At 42.9% G+C, this 18,764-nt stretch carries 23 protein-coding genes; 1 reads left to right on the top strand and 22 read right to left on the bottom strand.

Features of this window, described 5'->3' with window-relative positions:
- Nucleotides 1-36: 36 nt before the first annotated feature.
- The 7 genes from ACFODW_RS07975 to ACFODW_RS07945 form a co-directional block, all read right to left on the bottom strand.
- Complete coding sequence (locus ACFODW_RS07975; protein WP_390305052.1) at nucleotides 37-780, bottom strand: pseudouridine synthase; 744 nt, start codon at nucleotides 778-780, stop codon at nucleotides 37-39.
- A 75-nt stretch (nucleotides 781-855) separates the two neighbouring features.
- On the bottom strand, nucleotides 856-1,386 hold the full coding sequence (locus tag ACFODW_RS07970; RefSeq protein WP_390305050.1) for a spore maturation protein: 531 nt from the start codon (nucleotides 1,384-1,386) through the stop codon (nucleotides 856-858).
- A 1-nt stretch (nucleotide 1,387) separates the two neighbouring features.
- On the bottom strand, nucleotides 1,388-1,972 hold the full coding sequence (locus tag ACFODW_RS07965; RefSeq protein WP_390305048.1) for a nucleoside recognition domain-containing protein: 585 nt from the start codon (nucleotides 1,970-1,972) through the stop codon (nucleotides 1,388-1,390).
- 2 nt (nucleotides 1,973-1,974) lie between these two features.
- Nucleotides 1,975-3,078, bottom strand: coding sequence for a D-alanyl-D-alanine carboxypeptidase family protein (locus ACFODW_RS07960; protein ID WP_390305046.1), 1,104 nt, complete (start codon nucleotides 3,076-3,078; stop codon nucleotides 1,975-1,977).
- Nucleotides 3,079-3,175: 97 nt separating this feature from the next.
- Nucleotides 3,176-4,042, bottom strand: coding sequence for a superoxide dismutase (locus tag ACFODW_RS07955; RefSeq protein WP_390305043.1), 867 nt, complete (start codon nucleotides 4,040-4,042; stop codon nucleotides 3,176-3,178).
- 228 nt (nucleotides 4,043-4,270) lie between these two features.
- On the bottom strand, nucleotides 4,271-4,840 hold the full coding sequence (scpB, locus tag ACFODW_RS07950; RefSeq protein WP_390305041.1) for an SMC-Scp complex subunit ScpB: 570 nt from the start codon (nucleotides 4,838-4,840) through the stop codon (nucleotides 4,271-4,273).
- Between the two features lie 2 nt (nucleotides 4,841-4,842).
- Entirely contained in the window at nucleotides 4,843-5,580 is a 738-nt protein-coding gene (locus tag ACFODW_RS07945; protein ID WP_390305039.1) for a segregation/condensation protein A, read from the bottom strand.
- A gap of 195 nt (nucleotides 5,581-5,775) precedes the next feature.
- Here ACFODW_RS07945 and ACFODW_RS07940 point away from each other — a divergent pair, with 195 nt between their 5' ends.
- On the top strand, nucleotides 5,776-5,859 hold the full coding sequence (locus ACFODW_RS07940) for a YjcZ family sporulation protein (RefSeq protein ID WP_390305228.1): 84 nt from the start codon (nucleotides 5,776-5,778) through the stop codon (nucleotides 5,857-5,859).
- Nucleotides 5,860-5,916: 57 nt separating this feature from the next.
- On the opposite strand, the gene ACFODW_RS07935 is transcribed toward ACFODW_RS07940, so the two are convergent.
- The 15 genes from ACFODW_RS07935 to xerD form a co-directional block, all read right to left on the bottom strand.
- Nucleotides 5,917-6,279, bottom strand: a complete 363-nt coding sequence (locus tag ACFODW_RS07935) for a GNAT family N-acetyltransferase (protein WP_390305037.1) — start codon at nucleotides 6,277-6,279, stop codon at nucleotides 5,917-5,919.
- Nucleotides 6,280-6,430: 151 nt separating this feature from the next.
- A complete protein-coding gene (locus ACFODW_RS07930) occupies nucleotides 6,431-6,907 on the bottom strand; it encodes a site-2 protease family protein (RefSeq protein ID WP_390305035.1) in 477 nt (158 codons plus the stop codon).
- Nucleotides 6,908-6,926: 19 nt separating this feature from the next.
- Nucleotides 6,927-7,367, bottom strand: a complete 441-nt coding sequence (locus ACFODW_RS07925) for a peptidylprolyl isomerase (protein ID WP_390305033.1) — start codon at nucleotides 7,365-7,367, stop codon at nucleotides 6,927-6,929.
- A gap of 81 nt (nucleotides 7,368-7,448) precedes the next feature.
- Nucleotides 7,449-8,756, bottom strand: a complete 1,308-nt coding sequence (lysA, locus tag ACFODW_RS07920; protein WP_390305031.1) for a diaminopimelate decarboxylase — start codon at nucleotides 8,754-8,756, stop codon at nucleotides 7,449-7,451.
- Between the two features lie 81 nt (nucleotides 8,757-8,837).
- Nucleotides 8,838-10,322 (bottom strand): spore germination protein, encoded by a 1,485-nt coding sequence (locus ACFODW_RS07915; RefSeq protein ID WP_390305029.1) that lies wholly within the window; start codon nucleotides 10,320-10,322, stop codon nucleotides 8,838-8,840.
- Nucleotides 10,323-10,352: 30 nt separating this feature from the next.
- Nucleotides 10,353-10,781, bottom strand: a complete 429-nt coding sequence (locus ACFODW_RS07910; protein ID WP_390305026.1) for a stage V sporulation protein AB — start codon at nucleotides 10,779-10,781, stop codon at nucleotides 10,353-10,355.
- Nucleotides 10,759-11,376, bottom strand: a complete 618-nt coding sequence (locus ACFODW_RS07905; protein ID WP_390305024.1) for a stage V sporulation protein AA — start codon at nucleotides 11,374-11,376, stop codon at nucleotides 10,759-10,761. Before ACFODW_RS07905 ends, ACFODW_RS07910 begins: the two co-directional genes overlap by 23 nt.
- 98 nt (nucleotides 11,377-11,474) lie before the next feature.
- The gene (sigF, locus tag ACFODW_RS07900; protein ID WP_390305022.1) at nucleotides 11,475-12,230 is read right to left on the bottom strand and encodes an RNA polymerase sporulation sigma factor SigF; all 756 of its coding nucleotides are present in this window, start codon (nucleotides 12,228-12,230) and stop codon (nucleotides 11,475-11,477) included.
- 11 nt (nucleotides 12,231-12,241) lie between these two features.
- Nucleotides 12,242-12,682, bottom strand: coding sequence for an anti-sigma F factor (gene spoIIAB / locus ACFODW_RS07895; protein WP_390305020.1), 441 nt, complete (start codon nucleotides 12,680-12,682; stop codon nucleotides 12,242-12,244).
- Complete coding sequence (gene spoIIAA, locus ACFODW_RS07890; RefSeq protein WP_390305018.1) at nucleotides 12,679-13,032, bottom strand: anti-sigma F factor antagonist; 354 nt, start codon at nucleotides 13,030-13,032, stop codon at nucleotides 12,679-12,681. The genes spoIIAB and spoIIAA overlap by 4 nt, the downstream gene beginning before the upstream one ends.
- A 106-nt stretch (nucleotides 13,033-13,138) precedes the next feature.
- Nucleotides 13,139-14,305: a D-alanyl-D-alanine carboxypeptidase family protein gene (locus tag ACFODW_RS07885; protein ID WP_390305016.1), complete on the bottom strand. Its 1,167-nt coding sequence runs from the start codon at nucleotides 14,303-14,305 to the stop codon at nucleotides 13,139-13,141.
- A 122-nt stretch (nucleotides 14,306-14,427) separates the two neighbouring features.
- Nucleotides 14,428-15,732, bottom strand: a complete 1,305-nt coding sequence (locus tag ACFODW_RS07880; protein WP_390305014.1) for a pyrimidine-nucleoside phosphorylase — start codon at nucleotides 15,730-15,732, stop codon at nucleotides 14,428-14,430.
- A gap of 25 nt (nucleotides 15,733-15,757) precedes the next feature.
- Nucleotides 15,758-16,579, bottom strand: coding sequence for a purine-nucleoside phosphorylase (locus ACFODW_RS07875; RefSeq protein WP_390305011.1), 822 nt, complete (start codon nucleotides 16,577-16,579; stop codon nucleotides 15,758-15,760).
- A 17-nt stretch (nucleotides 16,580-16,596) separates the two neighbouring features.
- The gene (gene deoB / locus ACFODW_RS07870; RefSeq protein ID WP_390305009.1) at nucleotides 16,597-17,775 is read right to left on the bottom strand and encodes a phosphopentomutase; all 1,179 of its coding nucleotides are present in this window, start codon (nucleotides 17,773-17,775) and stop codon (nucleotides 16,597-16,599) included.
- Between the two features lie 94 nt (nucleotides 17,776-17,869).
- Nucleotides 17,870-18,763, bottom strand: a complete 894-nt coding sequence (xerD, locus tag ACFODW_RS07865) for a site-specific tyrosine recombinase XerD (protein WP_390305007.1) — start codon at nucleotides 18,761-18,763, stop codon at nucleotides 17,870-17,872.
- Nucleotide 18,764 lies beyond the last annotated feature (1 nt).

The raw sequence follows: 18,764 nt of genomic DNA, 5'->3' as shown, positions 1-18,764 counted from the left end.
TTGAAGTATATCATCAAACCAAACGCCAGAATTTGACTATTTTTCAACATTCTTTACGGCTAGATTCCTCATTTGTTTAACTTCCTTGGGGTTTAATGGGCGGAAGCCGCCGGGCTGAAGGCCTTCCAAGGTCAATACACCATACCTCTCCCTTTTCAACTTCTGCACCGGGTAACCGAGAACATCCATCATCCTTCTGACATGTCTATTTTTACCCTCGTTCAGTGTCAGTTCAAGCAGCATGGAATTTTTCTTCCTGTCCACGGAAAGAATTTTATACCTTAGTGCTTTGAGAACATCATTCTCCGACTCGACGCCCTTCCTCAACCTTCCAAGTTCCATCTTATCGGGTATACCTTCCAGTTTTGCGACATATACTTTTTCCACCCCATATCGGGGATGCATTAATTGATTAGCAAATTCTCCATCGTTGGTCAGCAGGAGGATTCCAGAGGTGTCATAGTCGAGCCTCCCTACTGGATAGACACGTTCTTCAATCTCTCCAATCAAATCGGTTACAACTTTTCTGCCTTTATCATCTTTCAGGCTGGAAATTACACCCCTCGGTTTGTACAGCAGGTAGTATACCGGTTTTTCCTTTTCAAGAGGTACACCATCCACTTCAATCCTATCATTGGGAGAAACCTTTGTTCCTAATTCGGAAACCACTTTGTCATTCACTTTTACTTTTCCATCAGCAATCAGCTTTTCAGCCTTTCTTCTGGAAGTAACACCGCTTTGTGCGATTACTTTTTGAAGCCTGTCTAATTTATCGCTCATTTTATCATCCAATCCTGAATAGTTATTTTCATACATAATAATAGCGCTAACTATATGTTAACGCCACTAAACAGTTTATCCGAAAACTAGTGTTACAATAATTATTGAAGCAATTATACCAATAACATCTGCTATCAGTCCAACTTTCAACGCATAACTCATTTTCTTTATGCCAACAGCACCGAAATATACAGTCAGAATATATAGTGTTGTATCAGTGCTTCCCTGCATGGTGGACGCCAATCTTCCAATAAATGAATCAGGCCCGTGGCTGCTGATCAACTCGGTGGTCATCCCTAATGCTGCTGTTCCGGATATAGGACGGACGAGTGCCAATGGTATAATATCGGGAGGAACCCCAACCGCGATTAAAACAGGGGAAATTAACTGAATAAAGGCCTCCAGTGCGCCAGAACTCCGCAAGATGGAGATAGAAACAATCATCCCCACTAAAAAAGGAAGAAGGGAAAATGCCATTTTGACTCCTTCCTTCCCCCCTTCCACAAACATTTCATATGATGGAACTTTCCTCCATGTGGCAACAGACAGAACTAACAATATAAAGCACGGTATGAACCATGTGCTGACTGCAGTTATTACACTCATCTCAATTCCCCCGGATACTCTTATAATAGTAGAATCGATCCACCAATACGGCGCTGACCGAAGAAACCAATGTTGCAAGGATGGTAGTTCCTACAATTTCTGTAGGTGAGACGGAATCATATTGCATGCGGATTGCAATAACAGTGGTTGGTATGATAGTTAAACTGGAAGTATTTAAGGCTAAAAAGGTAATCATCGAACGAGAAGCTGTTTCATTACCACTAAGCTGTTTCATCTGTTCCATTGCCTTGATGCCCATCGGTGTAGCTGCGTTGCCCAAACCGAAGATATTTGCCGCCATATTGGATAAGATGTACCCCATTGCCGGATGATCTGGGGGGATTTCGGGGAATAATTTGCTGACCAGCGGACGCATAAGTCTGGTAAGCACTTTAAGAATCCCTGCTTCTTCAGCTACTTTCATGAGTCCGAGCCAGAATACTAGTACACTTATTAAGCCAATCGACAGAGTGACTGCTTCTGCCGCCCCTTCGAATACTGCCTCATTCACCTGATCCATCGTCCCATTGGCCATGGCGTACAAAATACCAATAACAGCCATAAAAGCCCAAATTAGATTAACCAACTTTAACGGCCCCCCAGAATCTGCCCGTATATAGACAAGGCTTGTGAAACGAGGCTCTCCGATTCTTCGCTTTTCCTCTCTGCATAGATAGCTGCCTCTGCAATCTGATCCCCTTTAAGGTGGAATATCGTTTTGCCGATTCTCCCATCCATGTCAGCATTACCACCTTCCAGTAGATATGTCTGCCTTTCCAATTGTTCATATTCTCCATCCCTAAGCGGGTATATCAAGTCATCATGCAAATAGCCTGACTGCAGGTCTCTTGTATTGTTTAAACGGTAAAGCTCCGATCCCTCTTCAGCTAGATTCGTCAGTTCATAGTTATCAAACCCCCATTCATAAAGGCTCATGTGGTCCCTCCAGTCATCGGGGGCATTCAATGTCACAGCAATAAGGGTCATTCCATTCTTTTCTGCAGATGATACCAATGTTCTTCCGGCTTTTTTTGTGAAGCCGGTTTTTCCACCTGTAGTATGTTCATAATACTCGGTGAGTAATTTGTTTTTGTTTCTCCAACTGTATGAACGGTTTTCGGACAAGTATGATGTTTCTCCTGTTATTTCCCTAAACACGGGATGGTTCATTGCATATCTCATTAGCAAAGCCATGTCATAAGCCGTCGAAAAATGATTGTCTGCATTCAGCCCGTGTGGGTTTGCAAAACTGCTATTGGTCATGCCGAGCCAATCCGCCTTTTCATTCATTAAATGAACAAACCCCTCTTCACTTCCTCCTATGTGTTCAGCGATTGCTACAGCTGCATCATTTCCTGAACGGAGCATCAGCCCATAGACGAGGTCTTTTATACTAATTTTCTCCCCCTGCTCTAAATAGATCGAAGAACCCTCCGTATAGACCGCTTTCCTACTGACCGTCGCCGTTTCGTTCATTTTGCCGGATTCCACAGCAATGATGGCTGTCAGGATTTTGGTAATGCTTGCAATCAATTCTTTCTCATGAGCCTGTTTCTCATAAAGGACCCTTCCTGTGGACTGCTCAATCAAAATGGCATTATTGGCAGATATTGATGGTGCAGCTTGTCCTGTTGCAGGATAAATAAAAAAACAACAGAGCAATATGCATAGTAGTGAGACCGCTCGTTTCATAGCATGCTTCCTCCCGCAGATTTTCTATCTCTAAAGCATATGCACCAAAAAAAGTGTTATGCCTGAAGAGCAACGGATCTGCAGGAGGAGCTGTTGGTCAAACCTTCAATTTAGCTGCTTTAAGCCGTTCATTTACATCTTGCCAGTTGACTATGTTCCACCAGTTATCTATATATTCATCTCTATCTGTTTGATATTGGAGATAATAAGCATGCTCCCAGACATCCAACACCAGCAATGGTATTCCTGCTGCCAATTGAAATAATTGATGTTTTTCAAACGATTGAACAGCAAGCCTGCCGCTAGCCGGCACCCAAAGCAGAACTGCCCAACCAACACCCTCGACAGAAGATGCTGCCTTCGAAAATAACGACTTGAATTCTTGCCATCCCCCGAAGTCTTTATCTATCTGTTGGAGAATCTCTCCTTCCGGTTTTCCAGATGAATCGGGTGTCATATTTTCCCAGAAAATGGAGTGCAGGTAGTGACCGGAACCATTAAAAGCCTGCTCCCGAAGCCAATGTTTTATCATATGATCCGTTGAATTTTTATTATAAAGTTCATTCTCCGCCTTATTCAGACCATCTACATAGGACTGATGATGGACCAGATGATGCAGCCGCATGATATCCTCACTGATATATGGTTCTAGTGCATGGTAGGCGTAGGGCAATGGCGGAAGTTCATGCTCTCCGAATGGTACTTCATTCCCTCCCATGTTTGCCTTCCACTTTTTTATATCTTGAAAAATTCGTTTCCCTTCTTCATTAATTTCGTCCATTTCCTTTGAGGTCAACTCTCTTTGCTCATGAAGCAGGTCTTGAATCTTCAACTGCCAATCATCCAGTTGATTGATCCATTGCTTCATTTCCGACTCAGGCAATGAAGAGGCTGAAAGAGACTCCTTTGTTTCTTCTCCCCAATAAATAAGATCCTCCAAGTATGATTTCCATTTATCATCCATTCGATCACCTCCACATCAGCCTATGCAAGCAATCAAATATTGGTGTAAACAAAGGAGATCAGGACCTGACAGCACTCACCCCCGACGCTTATAACGGATGGAATGTATGGACCTTTTTAAGGCAGCTAGCCATCATACTTCTATTGCTGATGGAAACTTTTGACATAATAAAACCCCAAAAATTAGAGTTTCCTCCAACTTTTGGGTTACACTTAAGTATTTCATTTCCTACTCCATTTCAAATCTTTCAAAGAACATATCCGCTTCTTGTTCAAATTCATCAGGATCTTCGGGAAGCGGTGGCAGTTCGTCTAAAGATGTCAGACCAAAATAAGTAAGAAATTCCTTTGTAGTAGAAAATAATACAGGGCGCCCAACACTGTCTCTCCGACCGGCTTCCTCTATTAGAGATCTGGCCAGCAGGGTTTGTACAGGCCGGTCGCTCTTCACCCCTCTTATTTCTTCGATCTCCGTCCTCGTAATAGGCTGCTGATAGGCAATGATGGCAAGAGTTTCCAGAGCTGCCTGCGACATTCTCGATGTCTTGGGAGTTTCCATCATTTTTTTATAATAATCACTATGCTCCGGTTTAGTTGTAAGGTGATACACCTCATGTGACTGCATCACCATGATCCCTCTATCTTCATTTTTCAAATCATCTTTTAACTCGATCAGTAAATTTTCCACCTGCCATTCAGGGATCTCCAAGATCTTGGATAAATGCTTGGCCGTTATTCCCTGCTCTCCACTAGCGAATAACAGCCCTTCAATTACAGGCTTCCATTTTTTTACTTCCACACTTATTCCTCCATGCTATAGATATATAACGTGTCAAAGTGTTTAGTTTGTTTACAGTACACTTGATTACTTTTCATCAGTTCCAGAAGGGCCATAAAAGTGACCACTAGCTGTGAACGGGAATGCGGGGTGAAAAGCTGATCAAACGCCAACCCTTCACCTGATTGCTCAACCATTCTCCGTATATCATCCATTCTTTTCTCAATTGGTATTTCTGTACGCTGCACTTTCGTTTCCAATGGTGTGTTCCATTTTTTTCTTCTCAGCATCTTTCCAAAGGCACCGAGAACATCATATAGGGTGACCTCTCCAGCAGCAAGCCGTTCTTCATTATCTTCATCTTCAAAATTGACGGGTTCCCTTGTAAAGATCTGGTTGGCATCCATTTCTTTTTCCTTTAACGTTTCGGCGGCTTCCTTGTATTTTCTATATTCGATCAACCGTTGCATCAATTCTTCTCTCGGATCTTCTGTATATTCCTCTTCTGGATCCAATTCCGGTTCCCGATTTGGCAGCAGCATTTGACTCTTAATCGCAACCAGGGTGGATGCCATTACCAGATATTCGCTAGCCATATTCAGTTCCAAGTGCTGCATGGCATGAATATAATTCATATACTGATCCGTTATTTGTGCAACCGGAATATCGTATATATCTATTTCATATCTGTTGATCAAGTGCAGTAATAAATCGAGAGGTCCTTCAAAGGCCTCCAGTTTCACCTGATATGGCTGATTCATGACTTATCTCCCCCTGGTCTGTGATGCATTTGCAGGATATCCTGGTTTCCCTTTTACTCTCTCCACTCTTAAAAAATCTCCCGTGTTGTGGCATAGATGCCCATACAGTGGACCACATTCTAACATAGGTTATTAACGTAAGATAAATGTTACCACAAAACATTTATGGAAAGTACAAAAAGGAGGCATGTCATCATGAGTGGTGGTTACAACGGAGGCTTTGCGTTACTTGTTGTATTGTTCATTCTCTTGATAATTGTAGGAGCTGCTTGGTACTAAATCATCAGAATAGTTCATCACCTTTAAAAAACCAGCCCCTTATCGGGCTGGTTTTTTTTATCCTTCTTCCACTTCTGCGCACCTTTGGTAAAACTCCTCTATCTCATCTATCGTGCTAACTACATATTTGGTTTGATACTGCTCTTTAACCTCATTGATCATCCTCTTGCCAATCCCACAATTCCGATAGGAGGGATTAACAGAAATATGCTGGATGATTGCATTGATTCCATCTTCCACTCTCAAGCCCACTGCACCAAGGATATCTTCTTCCTTCCACAGGTAGAGATGCCAATCCGGATTGGACTCATATTCTTTAATTGTTTCCTGAAGTTTCTTTACGTCCTTCTTTTCTTCCGGCATAAAAGAAAGAAGGCCCATTGCAATCTTTTCCAGCGATTTTTTATATCGAATTAACATAGTTACCCCTCATTAACAAAATCTACATCATAATTTTATGCTTCCCGAATACAATGTAAGTTTGTATATATATTTATGCAGTATAGATGCTGATATGTCAAACCCAGCATTTGCTGTAACAGCATGACCAACATTCTATGTAAACATACGGCTACTTATGCCTGAATTTAGAAAGGGCTCTGTGTTTTGCTATGGTTGTCCAGATAATATAGCCATCTGTCTCTTTCCCCCTAAACTTGAACGGAAGAATATTTACAGCAGCAAGCCATAAATTGAACAAAGCAAACAAGTGAAGATACTCATTGCTTCCGGTCATAGCAAGAAAGGCCAGGAATGCAGAAAAGGCACTCGCCAAAGGCCCTGCTAAAGAAATCAAAACTTTTTCCCGCCCCTTCAAAGTGTTATTTCCAACACTTTGGACGACACCGCCAAGGAAATAGCAGACATGGATGTTGATCCGGATTCCTGCCGCTTCCAGCGAACCGATTTCTTTCCCGGAACCAATCGATAAGCTTACATCATCCACTCTTAATAATCTTGCTGCTGCAGCATGGCCGAGCTCATGAATCATTGTACTTAAAGGCGCAGCCGCAAAAATCAGATATAGAAGTAAGTTAATATTCTGCACAGTTTATTTCCGTAACAGATCAGCCTTCTGTCTCGACTTTCACCTCTTTCATTACATCCCCGTTTCTCATAGCCTTTGCATGCTCGAGACCTGATGTAACTCTGCCGAAAACAGTATGAACACCATTAAGATGCGGCTGAGGCTCATGGACAATAAAGAACTGGCAGCTTCCTGTATCTTTTCCCGCGTGGGCCATGGATAAAGAACCTGCTTCATGTTTATGTGGGTTTCCAGCTGTTTCACACTTTATCGTATACCCGGCATTTCCTGTACCGTTTCCGCGAGGACATCCGCCCTGGCTGACAAATCCGTCGATTACCCGGTGGAATGTCAACCCATCATAGAAATCTTCATTGGCCAGTTTTTCGAAGTTCGCTACGGTGTTTGGTGCAGCTTCAGGATATAATTCGAATTCAATCTTATTTCCATTTTCCATTAAGATATAGCCTTTTTTGCTCATTCTCTTATCCCCTTTAATTTTTAATGGCAACCTTTGTACATTTTATCATTTAATCACAGAAGTTTAAATAATCTAGACCAGTTATTCATAGGAAAGGTCATTTTTCACAACATCTTCATAGGATTCCCTTTGGACAACCAATTTATCCTGGCCATCTTCCACAAATACAACGGCCGCTTTAGGAATCCTGTTATAGTGATTGGCCATGGAATACCCATATGCTCCTGTCGAAAAGACCGCCAATATGTCTCCAGTCTCCGCTTCTGGCAGAGGAAGATCTTTGATCAGCATATCGCCCGATTCACAGCATTTTCCTGCTATGGATGCTTGCTTGCTGGGTTCCTGATTGGCTTTATTGGCTATTACAGCTTCATATTTAGCTTGATATAAAGCTGGCCTTAAATTATCCGTCATCCCGCCGTTAACAGAAATATAGTCACGGACCCCAGGTATATTTTTCATGGACCCTATTGAATACAGGGTAATCCCCGCATTTCCGACAATAGCCCTGCCAGGCTCAATCCATATTTCCGGCATCGGTATTTCCAAATCCGCTGCGAAATCAGCTACCGCAGCACCAAGCTTTTCTGCATACTTATTCAAAGGGAGTGGTGTATCCTCCCCGGTATAACGGATGCCGAATCCTCCTCCAAGATTCAGTACTTCTGGAATGAAGCCATACTTATCATTCCAGACAGCAATCTGTTTAAATAACACCTCTGCAGCCAGCAGAAATCCTTCCGTTTCAAAGATTTGGGAACCAATATGGCAATGCAGCCCCTTGAAATTAATGGACGGATGTTTATACAGCATATGGAAAGCTTCCTCCGCTTGTCCATTCTGCAGATTAAAGCCAAACTTGGAATCTTCATTGCCGGTCATGATATATTTATGGGTTTTGGATTCAATTCCCGGAGTGACCCGCATAAGGACATCCATGTTCTTCCCGTACTTTTCCAACAGTCGGCCAATCATTTCAATTTCAAGGAAGTTGTCAACCACAATACAGCCAATGTCATGCTCGATGGCCATGGAAAGCTCCTCTATACTTTTATTGTTCCCATGTAAATGTATTTTCTCTTTAGGAAAACCAGCTTGAAATGCAGTATATAATTCCCCCTCGGACACTACATCAAGGCTAAGGCCTTCCTGTTTCGCTATCTGCACCATTGCAATGGAGGAAAATGCCTTGCTCGCATAGGCGACCTGAGCTTTAATATCAAGCTCTTCAAATGTCCGAACGAACGCCCGGCAATTATCCCTTATTGTCTTTACATCATATATATATAGCGGTGTACCATATTTCTCAGCTAAATTAACTGTATCGATCCCGCCAATTTCCAAATGTCCTTGCTCATTCACTTCATATGGATGATTATCGATAATCATGATTATTCCCTCCGCAATTGCTTCAAATAATATAAAAACTTTAACATATTGAAGTAAAAAACAAAAGAGCCAACCACTAGATCAGCTCTTTTTCACGGGTTGTTTATAATTATTTTTTGGATGGACGATGCTCGGCCTTCTATTTGTATAAGGAACTGGTATGCGCAACAGTACATGCAGAAATGCCATTGCATTGAATGGGATGAACGGCCATAAATAGGGAGTCCTAAGAGAAGTAATGCTTATTAGGAGAAGCAGATGGGCAACAATTCCCACCACCAGTCCAACCAGGCCGAACAGTCCTGTCACTATGACCAATGCAAGGGCCAGTATTTTATTGGCGACACTCAGTTCATAACTCGGAGTGACATATGACCCAATAGCACTTATGGCTACATACAAGATAACTTCCGGAGTGAACATTCCTACATCGATGGCTATCTGCCCAATAAGCACTGCAGCAATAAGGCCCATCGCGGTGGAGAGAGGTGTCGGTGTATGGATAGCTGCCATCCTTAGAAATTCAATACCTATTCCTGCCAATATAATCTGTACGGTGATTGGTATATTTCCTACGTCGTTCGGTCCTATAAATGCCAAATTTTCTGGCAGGAGTTCCGGTTGCAGGACAAACAGCAACCAGAGCGGCAAAAGGTACATCGATAATGCCACTGCCAAAAACCGGATCCACCGGATGAAAGTTCCTACTGCGGGGGCTTGGCGATACTCCTCTGCATGTTGTAGGTGGTGGAAGAAGGTTGTCGGCATAATAATGGCACTGGGCGAGGTGTCTACAATGATCATTACATGGCCTTCAAGCAAGTGAGTGGCTGCCACATCGGGCCTTTCCGTATACCTCACTAAAGGGTATGGGGTCCATTTCCGGTCGATGATAAACTCTTCCAACGTTTTATCCGCCATGGAGATTCCGTCTATCTCTACCTTTTCAATCTTCTCTTTAATAAGTTTCACGAGTCCCTCGTCGGCAACATCTTTTATATAGCTGATGCATACATCCGTTTTGGAGCGTTCGCCTACCTTGAGCATCTCATGACGAAGCCTGGCATCCCTGATTCTTCGGCGAGTCAATGCGGTGTTTTCAACTACATTCTCTGTATATCCGTCTCTTGACCCTCTGACAACACGCTCTGTATCCGGTTCTTCTGGCGTTCTCCCCGGATAATGCCGGACATCAATAACGAAGCCCCGTTTCTCTCCGTTGATAAACAGTACAACTAAACCGGATAGAATTTGATCGACCGCTTCATCCATGGTTTCAACCCTTTCTATCTGCTGATGGACAAGACGGTTTTCAATAATTTCCGGGAGTTTCCGAGTATTGCTTTCATTGTCATTGATCCTGATCAGCAGCTTGAGCAGCTCTTGAATGATGGCACTGTCACAAAGGCCGGTGACGTAATACAGTTGGACCTCTTTCTTTAGTAAGACAAGCTCACGAAAGCCTAGATCATAGGATGTATCCAATCCAAGTCTTTTTTGCATGTATGCTTCGACATCCGTCAATCTTCCGGGAATAGGCTGCTTATTCTTCATTTCTTCTGCCATAAATTAACCACTCCATACCTCAAGATGCTGTTACTTCACGAAATACAACCATTGAAACAGGGAACCTGCAATTTTTCCCAATACGATGGCCATAAGGAGCCATAATAGGTGCATTTCCATTCGGATCCTTCTTGAAAGAATGGGAAACACATTAAGAGCTTCTGTGAGCCCTGCTGCAAGCATCCCATTAAAAACCCCATGACATATCCCCCAAACAACCAATAAGACGACTGGCTGCTCCCATGTAACATTTGTAAAAGAAAGATATGTCCCAAATAAGGAGCCTGTAATTACACATGCCGTATAAACGGGTATAAATCGTTCCGACTTGGTCAATTGCACAAGCCTGGGAATTACTCCCAAAACAGTCAAAAATGCCACATATCCTGCCCCGACAGCGAAACCTCCAGCAAGACCAATGACCACTTGCGCTAAATTAAGGAGAATTTCCTGGATCATTCAATCTGTTTTCATGGTGGTTTACATAATTGTCGAGGTCCTGCTGGTAGTTGTATATTTCCACTTCCAAGGGGCTTGGTTCTTCATTCAACCGTTTCTTGAACCAGTGGTTAAAGAAAAGGAGCATACCGGCACCCAGTCCAAAAGAATATGGGATTTGAATCCATAAAGGAAATTGGTTCTCTTCTCCTGTCAGCAAGAAGTGGAGTTTCTGATGGACTTCTTGCATACTTACATCGTAATGGAAATTCATGATTGTCATTGCCATTCCTACGAACAGAAGAAGCCAGACAACGGAAACAATCAGTATTGGCGGCTCTTTCTTCTTTGTTTGTATTCGTATGATTGTCTGAGAAGGCCCAACCATTTGGAATTCCAGATGAGTATATATTTTGTTAAGATGTTCAATAATCATGAAACTGTCTATCACTAAGATATTTTTATCTTTTTCTGTCACTCTATAGATGGATGTGTTTTCCAACTCCTTCTTTATTCTTTCAGGAGCTGAAACAGATGCTACATCTTTCAGTACAATTTCCTGCATATGATTAATTTCCATGTTCTTCTTCATGCGTACATATACAACTTCAGTCATCTGAACCGCCCTTTTCCTATTCTTATTCCTAGTATGGAACATAGGCAAGGTTTTTATGATAAGGAAAAAGGACATCACCTGTTAAGTGATGTCCTCATTTACGAATCAATATATTTCTTTATATCTTCCAATATTTTTTTCTCCAGCCGCGATACTTGTACCTGGGAAATGCCAAGCCGCTCTGCAACCTCTGTTTGTGTCTGATCTTTATAATACCTTAGATAGACAATCAGCCGTTCACGGTCATTGAGATCCCTAATAGCTTCCTGCAGGCTTATTTTATCGAACCAGCCTGTGTCATCCTCGGCAATTTGATCCAACAAAGTAATTGGATCTCCATCATTTTCGAATACTGTCTCATGGATAGAATGTGGTGACTTTGAAGCTTCCTGGGCATGGACTACTTCCTCTGGAGAGATGTCCAGTTCTGCAGCGAGTTCGGTAACAGTCGGCGACCTCCCAAGCTTCTTGGTGAGTTCATCCTTCTTCTTTCTAATTTTATTGTTTGTTTCCTTAAGTGACCGGCTGACTTTCACACTTCCGTCATCCCTGATGAAGCGTTTGATTTCTCCGATAATCATCGGGACAGCATATGTAGAAAAGCGGACATCATAAGATAAGTCAAACTTATCTATAGATTTTATCAGCCCTATGCTGCCAATTTGAAATAAATCATCGGGGTCATACCCTCTATTGATAAACCGCTGGACGACCGACCATACTAATCTTATATTCCTCTCGACCAGGATGTTCCTTGCTTCCTTATCTCCTTGCTGACTCCTCTGTATATATTCCTTGACCTGTTCATCCGATAAAGCATCATTCCGATTATTATTTTTCACATTGACATCCATAGGCACGGCCCCTAATTATAAACCGTTTTACTTTTCGTTAATTGTTTCGTCATGTGAACGGTTGTCCCTTTTCCAGGATTTGATACAACCTCTACCGTATCCATAAAGTTTTCAATAATTGTGAAGCCCATGCCGGAACGCTCCAGCTCAGGCTTGGATGTATATAACGGCTGCCGCGCCTCATCAACATCCGAGATGCCTATTCCCTCATCCTTTATGGTAAGGGAGACTTCCCCTTCATAAAGGGCACATGAAATAGAAATTTTATGGTATGCCTCGTTGTTATACCCATGAATAATCGAGTTGGTAACAGCTTCTGAGACAACTGTTTTGATTTCTGTGAGTTCTTCCATTGTCGGATCCAATTGGGATATGAAAGCCCCTACCGTCACCCTTGCAAATGCTTCGTTCTCACTCACACTGGAAAATTCAATAAACATTTCATTTTTCATGAAGCCACCCCCAGAGTTTCCAAAGCAAATGCTTCATTTTCCTCCAACCTGACAATCTTGAACATCCCCGACATTTCAAACAAACGTTTAACCGGAGGCGATATCGAGCAGACGACCATTTCTCCGCCAAGCTGCAATACTTCTTTATAGCGGCCCAGAACCACTCCCAAGCCTGAACTATCCATAAATGTAACATCTTCCAGGTTGAGAATTACATGTTTAACTGTATTCTCATAAAGCCTATCTTTCCATTCACTACGCAATGCTTCCGCTTCGTGATGATCCAGTTCCCCGGAAAGTCTGACAATCAGTACATCTTGCTTCACTTCAAACAGGGAATAGAGTCCCATAAACATTTCCTCCTCATCAGTACATGGTATATTCTTTTTCTCTATGTAGGCAGGGGATTCCTGCCTGTTGACAAAAGAAGAAGCAGTTCGCCTTTATCAGGCCAATTTAGTTATGTTTCGTCAATTTCTCCCATGCCCGTTTCCATAATGTCAGGTAACCCGCATTATCAACATCGCTCTCGACAATCAATTCGGTTTCGGAGAGCAGCTCATTTTCATTTTCGATGATCAGGGTGCCCACTTGATCCCCCTTCTTCAATGGCAAAGTAATGTTTTCATCTATTTTAACCTTCGTCTTAATATCCTCTGGCGCTTGGCCCTTCTCATGGAGAGTGCTAATAGACTGGGACGTTATTACATTTATGTGGTCGTTCTCTGCTTTCAACAGGTTCAGTGATGTAATGCTATCTCCTTTATCGAACAATTTGGTTGTTTCATAATGGTTGAAAGCATAATCCAGCAGGCCGGAAACCGCAGAATTTCTCTCTTTAGGTGTATCTGCACCCATTACAACAGCAATTACACGCATGTCATTTTTTTTAGCTGTTGCAGTCAAGCAGTACTTCGCCTCGTTGGTAAAACCTGTTTTCAGCCCATCCACTCCTGGATAAAACCGGACCAGCTTATTTGTATTTACCAGCCAAAATTCGTTATCTTCTCCTTTGCGGAGATAGTCCTCATAGATGGATGTATAATCGGTAATTGACTCGTATTTTAACAATTCCTTGGCCATGATTGCCATATCGTAGGCAGTGCTGTAATGGTCATCTGCAGGCAGGCCGGTCGTATTCTGAAAATGGGTGTTTTCCAAGCCAAGCTCTGCTGCTTTCTCATTCATTTTTTTGACAAATGCCTCTTCGCTGCCGGCTATCCGCTCTGCCAAAGCTACACTTGCATCATTGCCAGATGCTACAGCTATCCCTTTAAGAAGGTCCTTTACAGCCATTTCTTCTCCTGCTTCCAGAAATATTTGCGATCCTCCCATGGAGGCTGCCTTATCACTAACTCGGACCATTTCTTCCAAATCAAGCCCGCCGTATTCCAATTCTTCCATAATTAGCAGCAGGGTCATAACCTTTGTCATGCTTGCAGGCGGCAGCTGTTCATGCGCATTCTTGTCAACCATAACCTCTCCTGTATCACGCTCCATTAAAACTGCTGACTTAGCCTCTTCTGCAAGATCAGTTTCCTGTTCACTCTCCTCTGCATTGGCTGGATAAGCCCATGTCAAAGCAAAAAACAGTATGGTTGTAAATAAAGCAGATTTTTTCATAGTTTTACCTCCACCAAAGATGATACCCATAGGTTTGCCATTTGCATGGCAAACTATACTCCGCATTTACAAGCATAGAAAATAAAAAAAGAGTACACAACATACTGTGTACTCGCTAAAAGCTATTGACTGATTTTGTCATGAACTAGAGAAGGAGCTTTCTGATCACTATCTGAAATTTTAATGCTTGCGTATAACTTATCTCTTACCTCATCCACTTTTTCCTGGTTTGAATGAATGGTAAGCAGTGGTTCCCCTTCTTTTACATAGTCACCTATTTTCTTATGGAGAACAATACCTACAGCAAGATCGATCTTTGATTCCTTGGTTGCCCTTCCGGCTCCAAGCATCATCGCGGAGGTCCCTACTTCATCTGCAACAATTTCGGAAATCGTTCCTGTTTTAACGGCTGGCAGCTCGACTTGATATTCTGCCTGCGGTAATTGATCAGGGTTGTCAGCGACAGCGGGGTCACCACCCTGGGATTCAATGAACAACTTGAACTGCTCAAATGCTTTCCCCGACTTGATCGCTTGCTCTAGCTTCGCCCTAGCTTCTTCCATATCTTTCGCCTCATCAGCAAGTAAGACCATCTGGCTTCCTAAGGTAAGACACAGTTCTGTTAAATCTTCTGGCCCTTGGCCTTTAAGGGTATCGATCGCTTCTTTCACCTCTAAAGCATTACCCACCGCAAATCCTAATGGCTGACTCATGTCAGAGATGACTGCCATGGTTTTTCGCCCCACTCGGTTACCGATAGATACCATCGCTTCTGCCAACTCTTTTGCATCTTCCAGCTCTTTCATGAATGCCCCAGCTCCTGTTTTGACATCCAGGACAATTGCATCGGCACCTGAGGCAATTTTTTTGCTCATAATAGAGCTGGCAATCAACGGGATAGAGCTGACTGTAGCAGTCACGTCCCGCAAACTATACAGCTTTTTATCGGCTGGGGTCAGATTGCCGGATTGCCCGATTACAGCCGCTTTATTTTTATTTACAAGATTGATAAATTCCTCATTGCTGATTTCCACATGGAAACCGGGTATAGACTCAAGCTTATCAATCGTCCCACCAGTGTGGCCTAGTCCCCGTCCACTCATCTTGGCAACCGGAACACCTACAGAGGCAACCAGAGGAGCGAGAACTAATGTGGTGGTATCTCCTACGCCTCCAGTTGAATGCTTATCAACTTTTATGCCTTCAATGGCAGATAAATCAATCTGATCGCCAGATTCCACCATGGCTGTAGTAAGTTCTGCACGTTCTTCGGTTGTCATATCACGAAGATAGATGGCCATCATCAATGCACTTGCCTGATAATCCGGAATCTCGCCATTTGTATATTTCTCGATGAAATAGTGGATTTCTTCCCGGCTCAGTTCCTTTCCATCTCTTTTCTTTTCGATAATGTCATACATTCTCATAAGTGAACCACCTTCTCCATTACATTTATTGTGGTAAAGTGCCGATGATTTTCCTAACAAACTTTAAAAAATCTTCTCTTACTTTTTCCGTTGTTTCAATTACTTCGGTATGGGTAAGAGGTTGATCCAATATTCCAGCCGCCATATTAGAAATGCAAGAAACCCCCAATACCCGCATTCCGGCATGCCCGGCCACAATTACTTCCGGTACCGTGGACATCCCCACCGCATCACCGCCGAAGGAACGCAGCATTCTTATCTCAGCTGGTGTTTCATAGATAGGGCCAGGATTGCCCACATAAACTCCCTGTTGTACCGTCATTCCTAATTCTTTAGCGCAATTTTGTGCATGATGAATAAATTCTCTGTCATAAACCTTGGACATATCCGGAAAACGAACACCCAAAGCATCTTCGTTTTTACCAATCAATGGGTTATCCCCCATGTTGTTGATATGGTCTTCAATGATCATCAAATCACCTGGATTAAAGCTTTCATTGATCCCCCCAGCAGCATTGGTCACCACCAAGGAATCAATGCCAAGGTGCTTCATCACTCTTACCGGGAAGGTCACTTGCTTCATTGTGTAACCCTCATAGTAATGAAAACGTCCCTGCATAGCAATTACTTGTTTCCCTTCTAGGATGCCAGCAACAAGCTGTCCTTTATGTCCGGCAACGGTGGATTCCGGGAAATGAGGGATCTCTGTATAAGGGATTGTAATCTGGTTCTCAATTTCATTGCCTAGTACGCCCAAGCCGGAACCGAGTATAAGCCCAACTTCCGGTTTTTCTGTTATTTTATCCTGTATATATTTTGATGCTTCTATTATTTCTGATTGATTCACCGCTTCTCTGTCCCTTCTTAATTAATATCCGATAAAAAGCTTGTGCCGAATTCAGGCATCTTCACATTGAAGTTTTGCGCTACGGTAGCTCCAATATCAGCAAATGTTTTCCTTATGGGCAATTCTTCTCCACTATCTATCCCTTTATGATGAACAAGCAAGGGAACAAACTCCCTGGTATGATCAGTGCCGTGATGTACTGGATCGTTCCCATGGTCGGCAGTAATGATAAGAAGGTCTTCCTCCTGTAATTGTTCAAATACCTCCGGCAGCCTTGCATCGAAAGCTTCAAGGGCATTTCCATAACCCTGAGGATCACGGCGATGGCCATATTTTGCATCAAAATCTACCAGATTTAGGAAACTAAGCCCTGTAAAGTCCTTTTTCATGGAAGCCACAAGTTTAGACATCCCGTCTTCATTATCAGCTGTTCTAATTGCCTCCGTCACACCTTCTCCATCATAGATGTCGGAAATCTTTCCGAGAGCAATTACATCATACCCACCATCTGCCAATTCGTTCATCACAGTTCTGCCGAATGGCTTAAGAGCATAATCATGCCGGTTGGATGTCCTTTGAAAAGCACCCGGGTTCCCCACGAACGGCCTTGCAATTACCCTGCCTACCATATATTTTTCATCAAGTGTAAGCTCTCTTGCCATTTCACAAATACGGTATTGCTCTTCAATTGGTACAATTTCCTCGTGGGCTGCAATCTGCAAGACTGAATCAGCAGAAGTATATACAATCAGGGAACCTGTTTCCATGTGCTCTTGTCCCAATTCTTCTAGAATGGCAGTGCCGGAAGCCGGTTTGTTGCCGATGATTTTCCTGCCTGACCTCTCCTCCAATTCTTGAATTAACTCATTTGGAAAACCGTCCGGGAATGTCCGGAAAGGCTGTTCAATATTAAGCCCCATAATTTCCCAATGCCCTGTCATAGTGTCCTTGCCATTGGATGCTTCTTCCATTTTCGTAAAATGGGCTTTTGGTAAATTAGCTTTATCTATTCCTTGGATTTCTCTAATATTGCTTAACCCGAGAGCTCCCATATTAGGCATATTCAACCCGCCCATATGCTCTGCAATATGGCCAAGTGTATCTGCTCCCTTATCATTGAACTTTTCTGCATCCGGAGCTTCGCCTATGCCTACAGAATCCATTACTACTAGAAAGATGCGTTTATAATTTTTCATTGTTAAAACCTCCTATAACTATATTCCCACTATCTCCCATTACTATGTCTGCTTTTTTAGGTTGTAGGATGTCAGACAACTATTCGTAAAAAAATTATGCTCTTGGATGAAAGGTTTTATATACATCCGTTAATCGTGATTTAGTTACATGTGTATAGATTTGTGTGGTTGAAATGTCTACATGCCCGAGCATTTCTTGAACAATCCGGAGATCGGCCCCATTTTCCAGCAGATGGGTCGCAAAGGAGTGCCTCAACGTGTGGGGGGTAATGGTCTTTTTGATGCCTGCTTCCCTTACCGCCGCCTTTAGGATCTTCCAGAATCCTTGCCTGGACAATGGCTTGCCATGCTGATTTACAAATAGAATATTTTCCCCCGGCCTCCGCTTGATCAACAAGCCACGCGACTCCTCTAGGTACTGGCGGACCGCTTTTTCTGCCGTTTTCCCGATAGGAACGATTCTTTCCCTTTCCCCTTTACCGAGGCACTGGACAAATCCCATGGTCAAATGAAGGTCACTTACTTTTAATGTGATTAACTCGCTGACACGCAATCCAGTTGCATACAGCAGCTCCAGCATCGCCTTGTTTCTGATAGCTAAAGGTGTGCTGCCGGGTATAGAAAGCAGTGCATCGACTTCCTCCATGGACAGTACATCAGGAAGTTTCCTCTCTTTCCGAGGCGTCTCAATATGTAAGCTTGCATCCTGATTGACCAGCTGCTCCCGAATCAAGAACTGATGGAAGGACCGAATGGAAGATACATGTCTGGACATTGTTGCAGAAGACTTCCCACTATCTTTCAACCAATGCAGAAAACCGATAATATCATTTCTGGTTACATCATCCCAGGATGACTTCTGTTCCACATTCTTTACGTATCTAATATATTTATCGAGATCACGTCGGTAGGAATTCAACGTATTTTCCGATAAACCCCGCTCAATTTGCAAGTAATGAAAAAAATCGTTTAATGCATCCGTCAACATA

The organism is Virgibacillus sediminis, from assembly GCF_042643265.1.
In the GTDB taxonomy this organism is placed as follows: domain Bacteria; phylum Bacillota; class Bacilli; order Bacillales; family Amphibacillaceae; genus Virgibacillus_O; species Virgibacillus_O sediminis.
This window is presented reverse-complemented; position numbering and strand designations above follow the sequence as displayed.

Excerpts from the sequence above, each read along its gene's own strand:
- ACFODW_RS07975 (WP_390305052.1), bottom strand. The coding sequence starts at position 780 with ATGAGCGATAAATTAGACAGGCTTCAAAAAGTAATCGCACAAAGCGGT.
- ACFODW_RS07970 (WP_390305050.1), bottom strand. The coding sequence starts at position 1,386 with ATGAGTGTAATAACTGCAGTCAGCACATGGTTCATACCGTGCTTTATA.
- ACFODW_RS07960 (WP_390305046.1), bottom strand. The coding sequence starts at position 3,078 with ATGAAACGAGCGGTCTCACTACTATGCATATTGCTCTGTTGTTTTTTT.
- ACFODW_RS07955 (WP_390305043.1), bottom strand. The coding sequence starts at position 4,042 with ATGGATGATAAATGGAAATCATACTTGGAGGATCTTATTTATTGGGGA.
- ACFODW_RS07945 (WP_390305039.1), bottom strand. The coding sequence starts at position 5,580 with ATGAATCAGCCATATCAGGTGAAACTGGAGGCCTTTGAAGGACCTCTC.
- ACFODW_RS07940 (WP_390305228.1), top strand. The coding sequence starts at position 5,776 with ATGAGTGGTGGTTACAACGGAGGCTTTGCGTTACTTGTTGTATTGTTC.
- ACFODW_RS07935 (WP_390305037.1), bottom strand. The coding sequence starts at position 6,279 with ATGTTAATTCGATATAAAAAATCGCTGGAAAAGATTGCAATGGGCCTT.
- ACFODW_RS07925 (WP_390305033.1), bottom strand. The coding sequence starts at position 7,367 with ATGAGCAAAAAAGGCTATATCTTAATGGAAAATGGAAATAAGATTGAA.
- lysA (WP_390305031.1), bottom strand. The coding sequence starts at position 8,756 with ATGATTATCGATAATCATCCATATGAAGTGAATGAGCAAGGACATTTG.
- ACFODW_RS07915 (WP_390305029.1), bottom strand. The coding sequence starts at position 10,322 with ATGGCAGAAGAAATGAAGAATAAGCAGCCTATTCCCGGAAGATTGACG.
- ACFODW_RS07910 (WP_390305026.1), bottom strand. The coding sequence starts at position 10,781 with ATGATCCAGGAAATTCTCCTTAATTTAGCGCAAGTGGTCATTGGTCTT.
- ACFODW_RS07905 (WP_390305024.1), bottom strand. The coding sequence starts at position 11,376 with ATGACTGAAGTTGTATATGTACGCATGAAGAAGAACATGGAAATTAAT.
- sigF (WP_390305022.1), bottom strand. The coding sequence starts at position 12,230 with ATGGATGTCAATGTGAAAAATAATAATCGGAATGATGCTTTATCGGAT.
- spoIIAB (WP_390305020.1), bottom strand. The coding sequence starts at position 12,682 with ATGAAAAATGAAATGTTTATTGAATTTTCCAGTGTGAGTGAGAACGAA.
- spoIIAA (WP_390305018.1), bottom strand. The coding sequence starts at position 13,032 with ATGGGACTCTATTCCCTGTTTGAAGTGAAGCAAGATGTACTGATTGTC.
- ACFODW_RS07885 (WP_390305016.1), bottom strand. The coding sequence starts at position 14,305 with ATGAAAAAATCTGCTTTATTTACAACCATACTGTTTTTTGCTTTGACA.
- ACFODW_RS07880 (WP_390305014.1), bottom strand. The coding sequence starts at position 15,732 with ATGAGAATGTATGACATTATCGAAAAGAAAAGAGATGGAAAGGAACTG.
- deoB (WP_390305009.1), bottom strand. The coding sequence starts at position 17,775 with ATGAAAAATTATAAACGCATCTTTCTAGTAGTAATGGATTCTGTAGGC.
- xerD (WP_390305007.1), bottom strand. The coding sequence starts at position 18,763 with ATGTTGACGGATGCATTAAACGATTTTTTTCATTACTTGCAAATTGAG.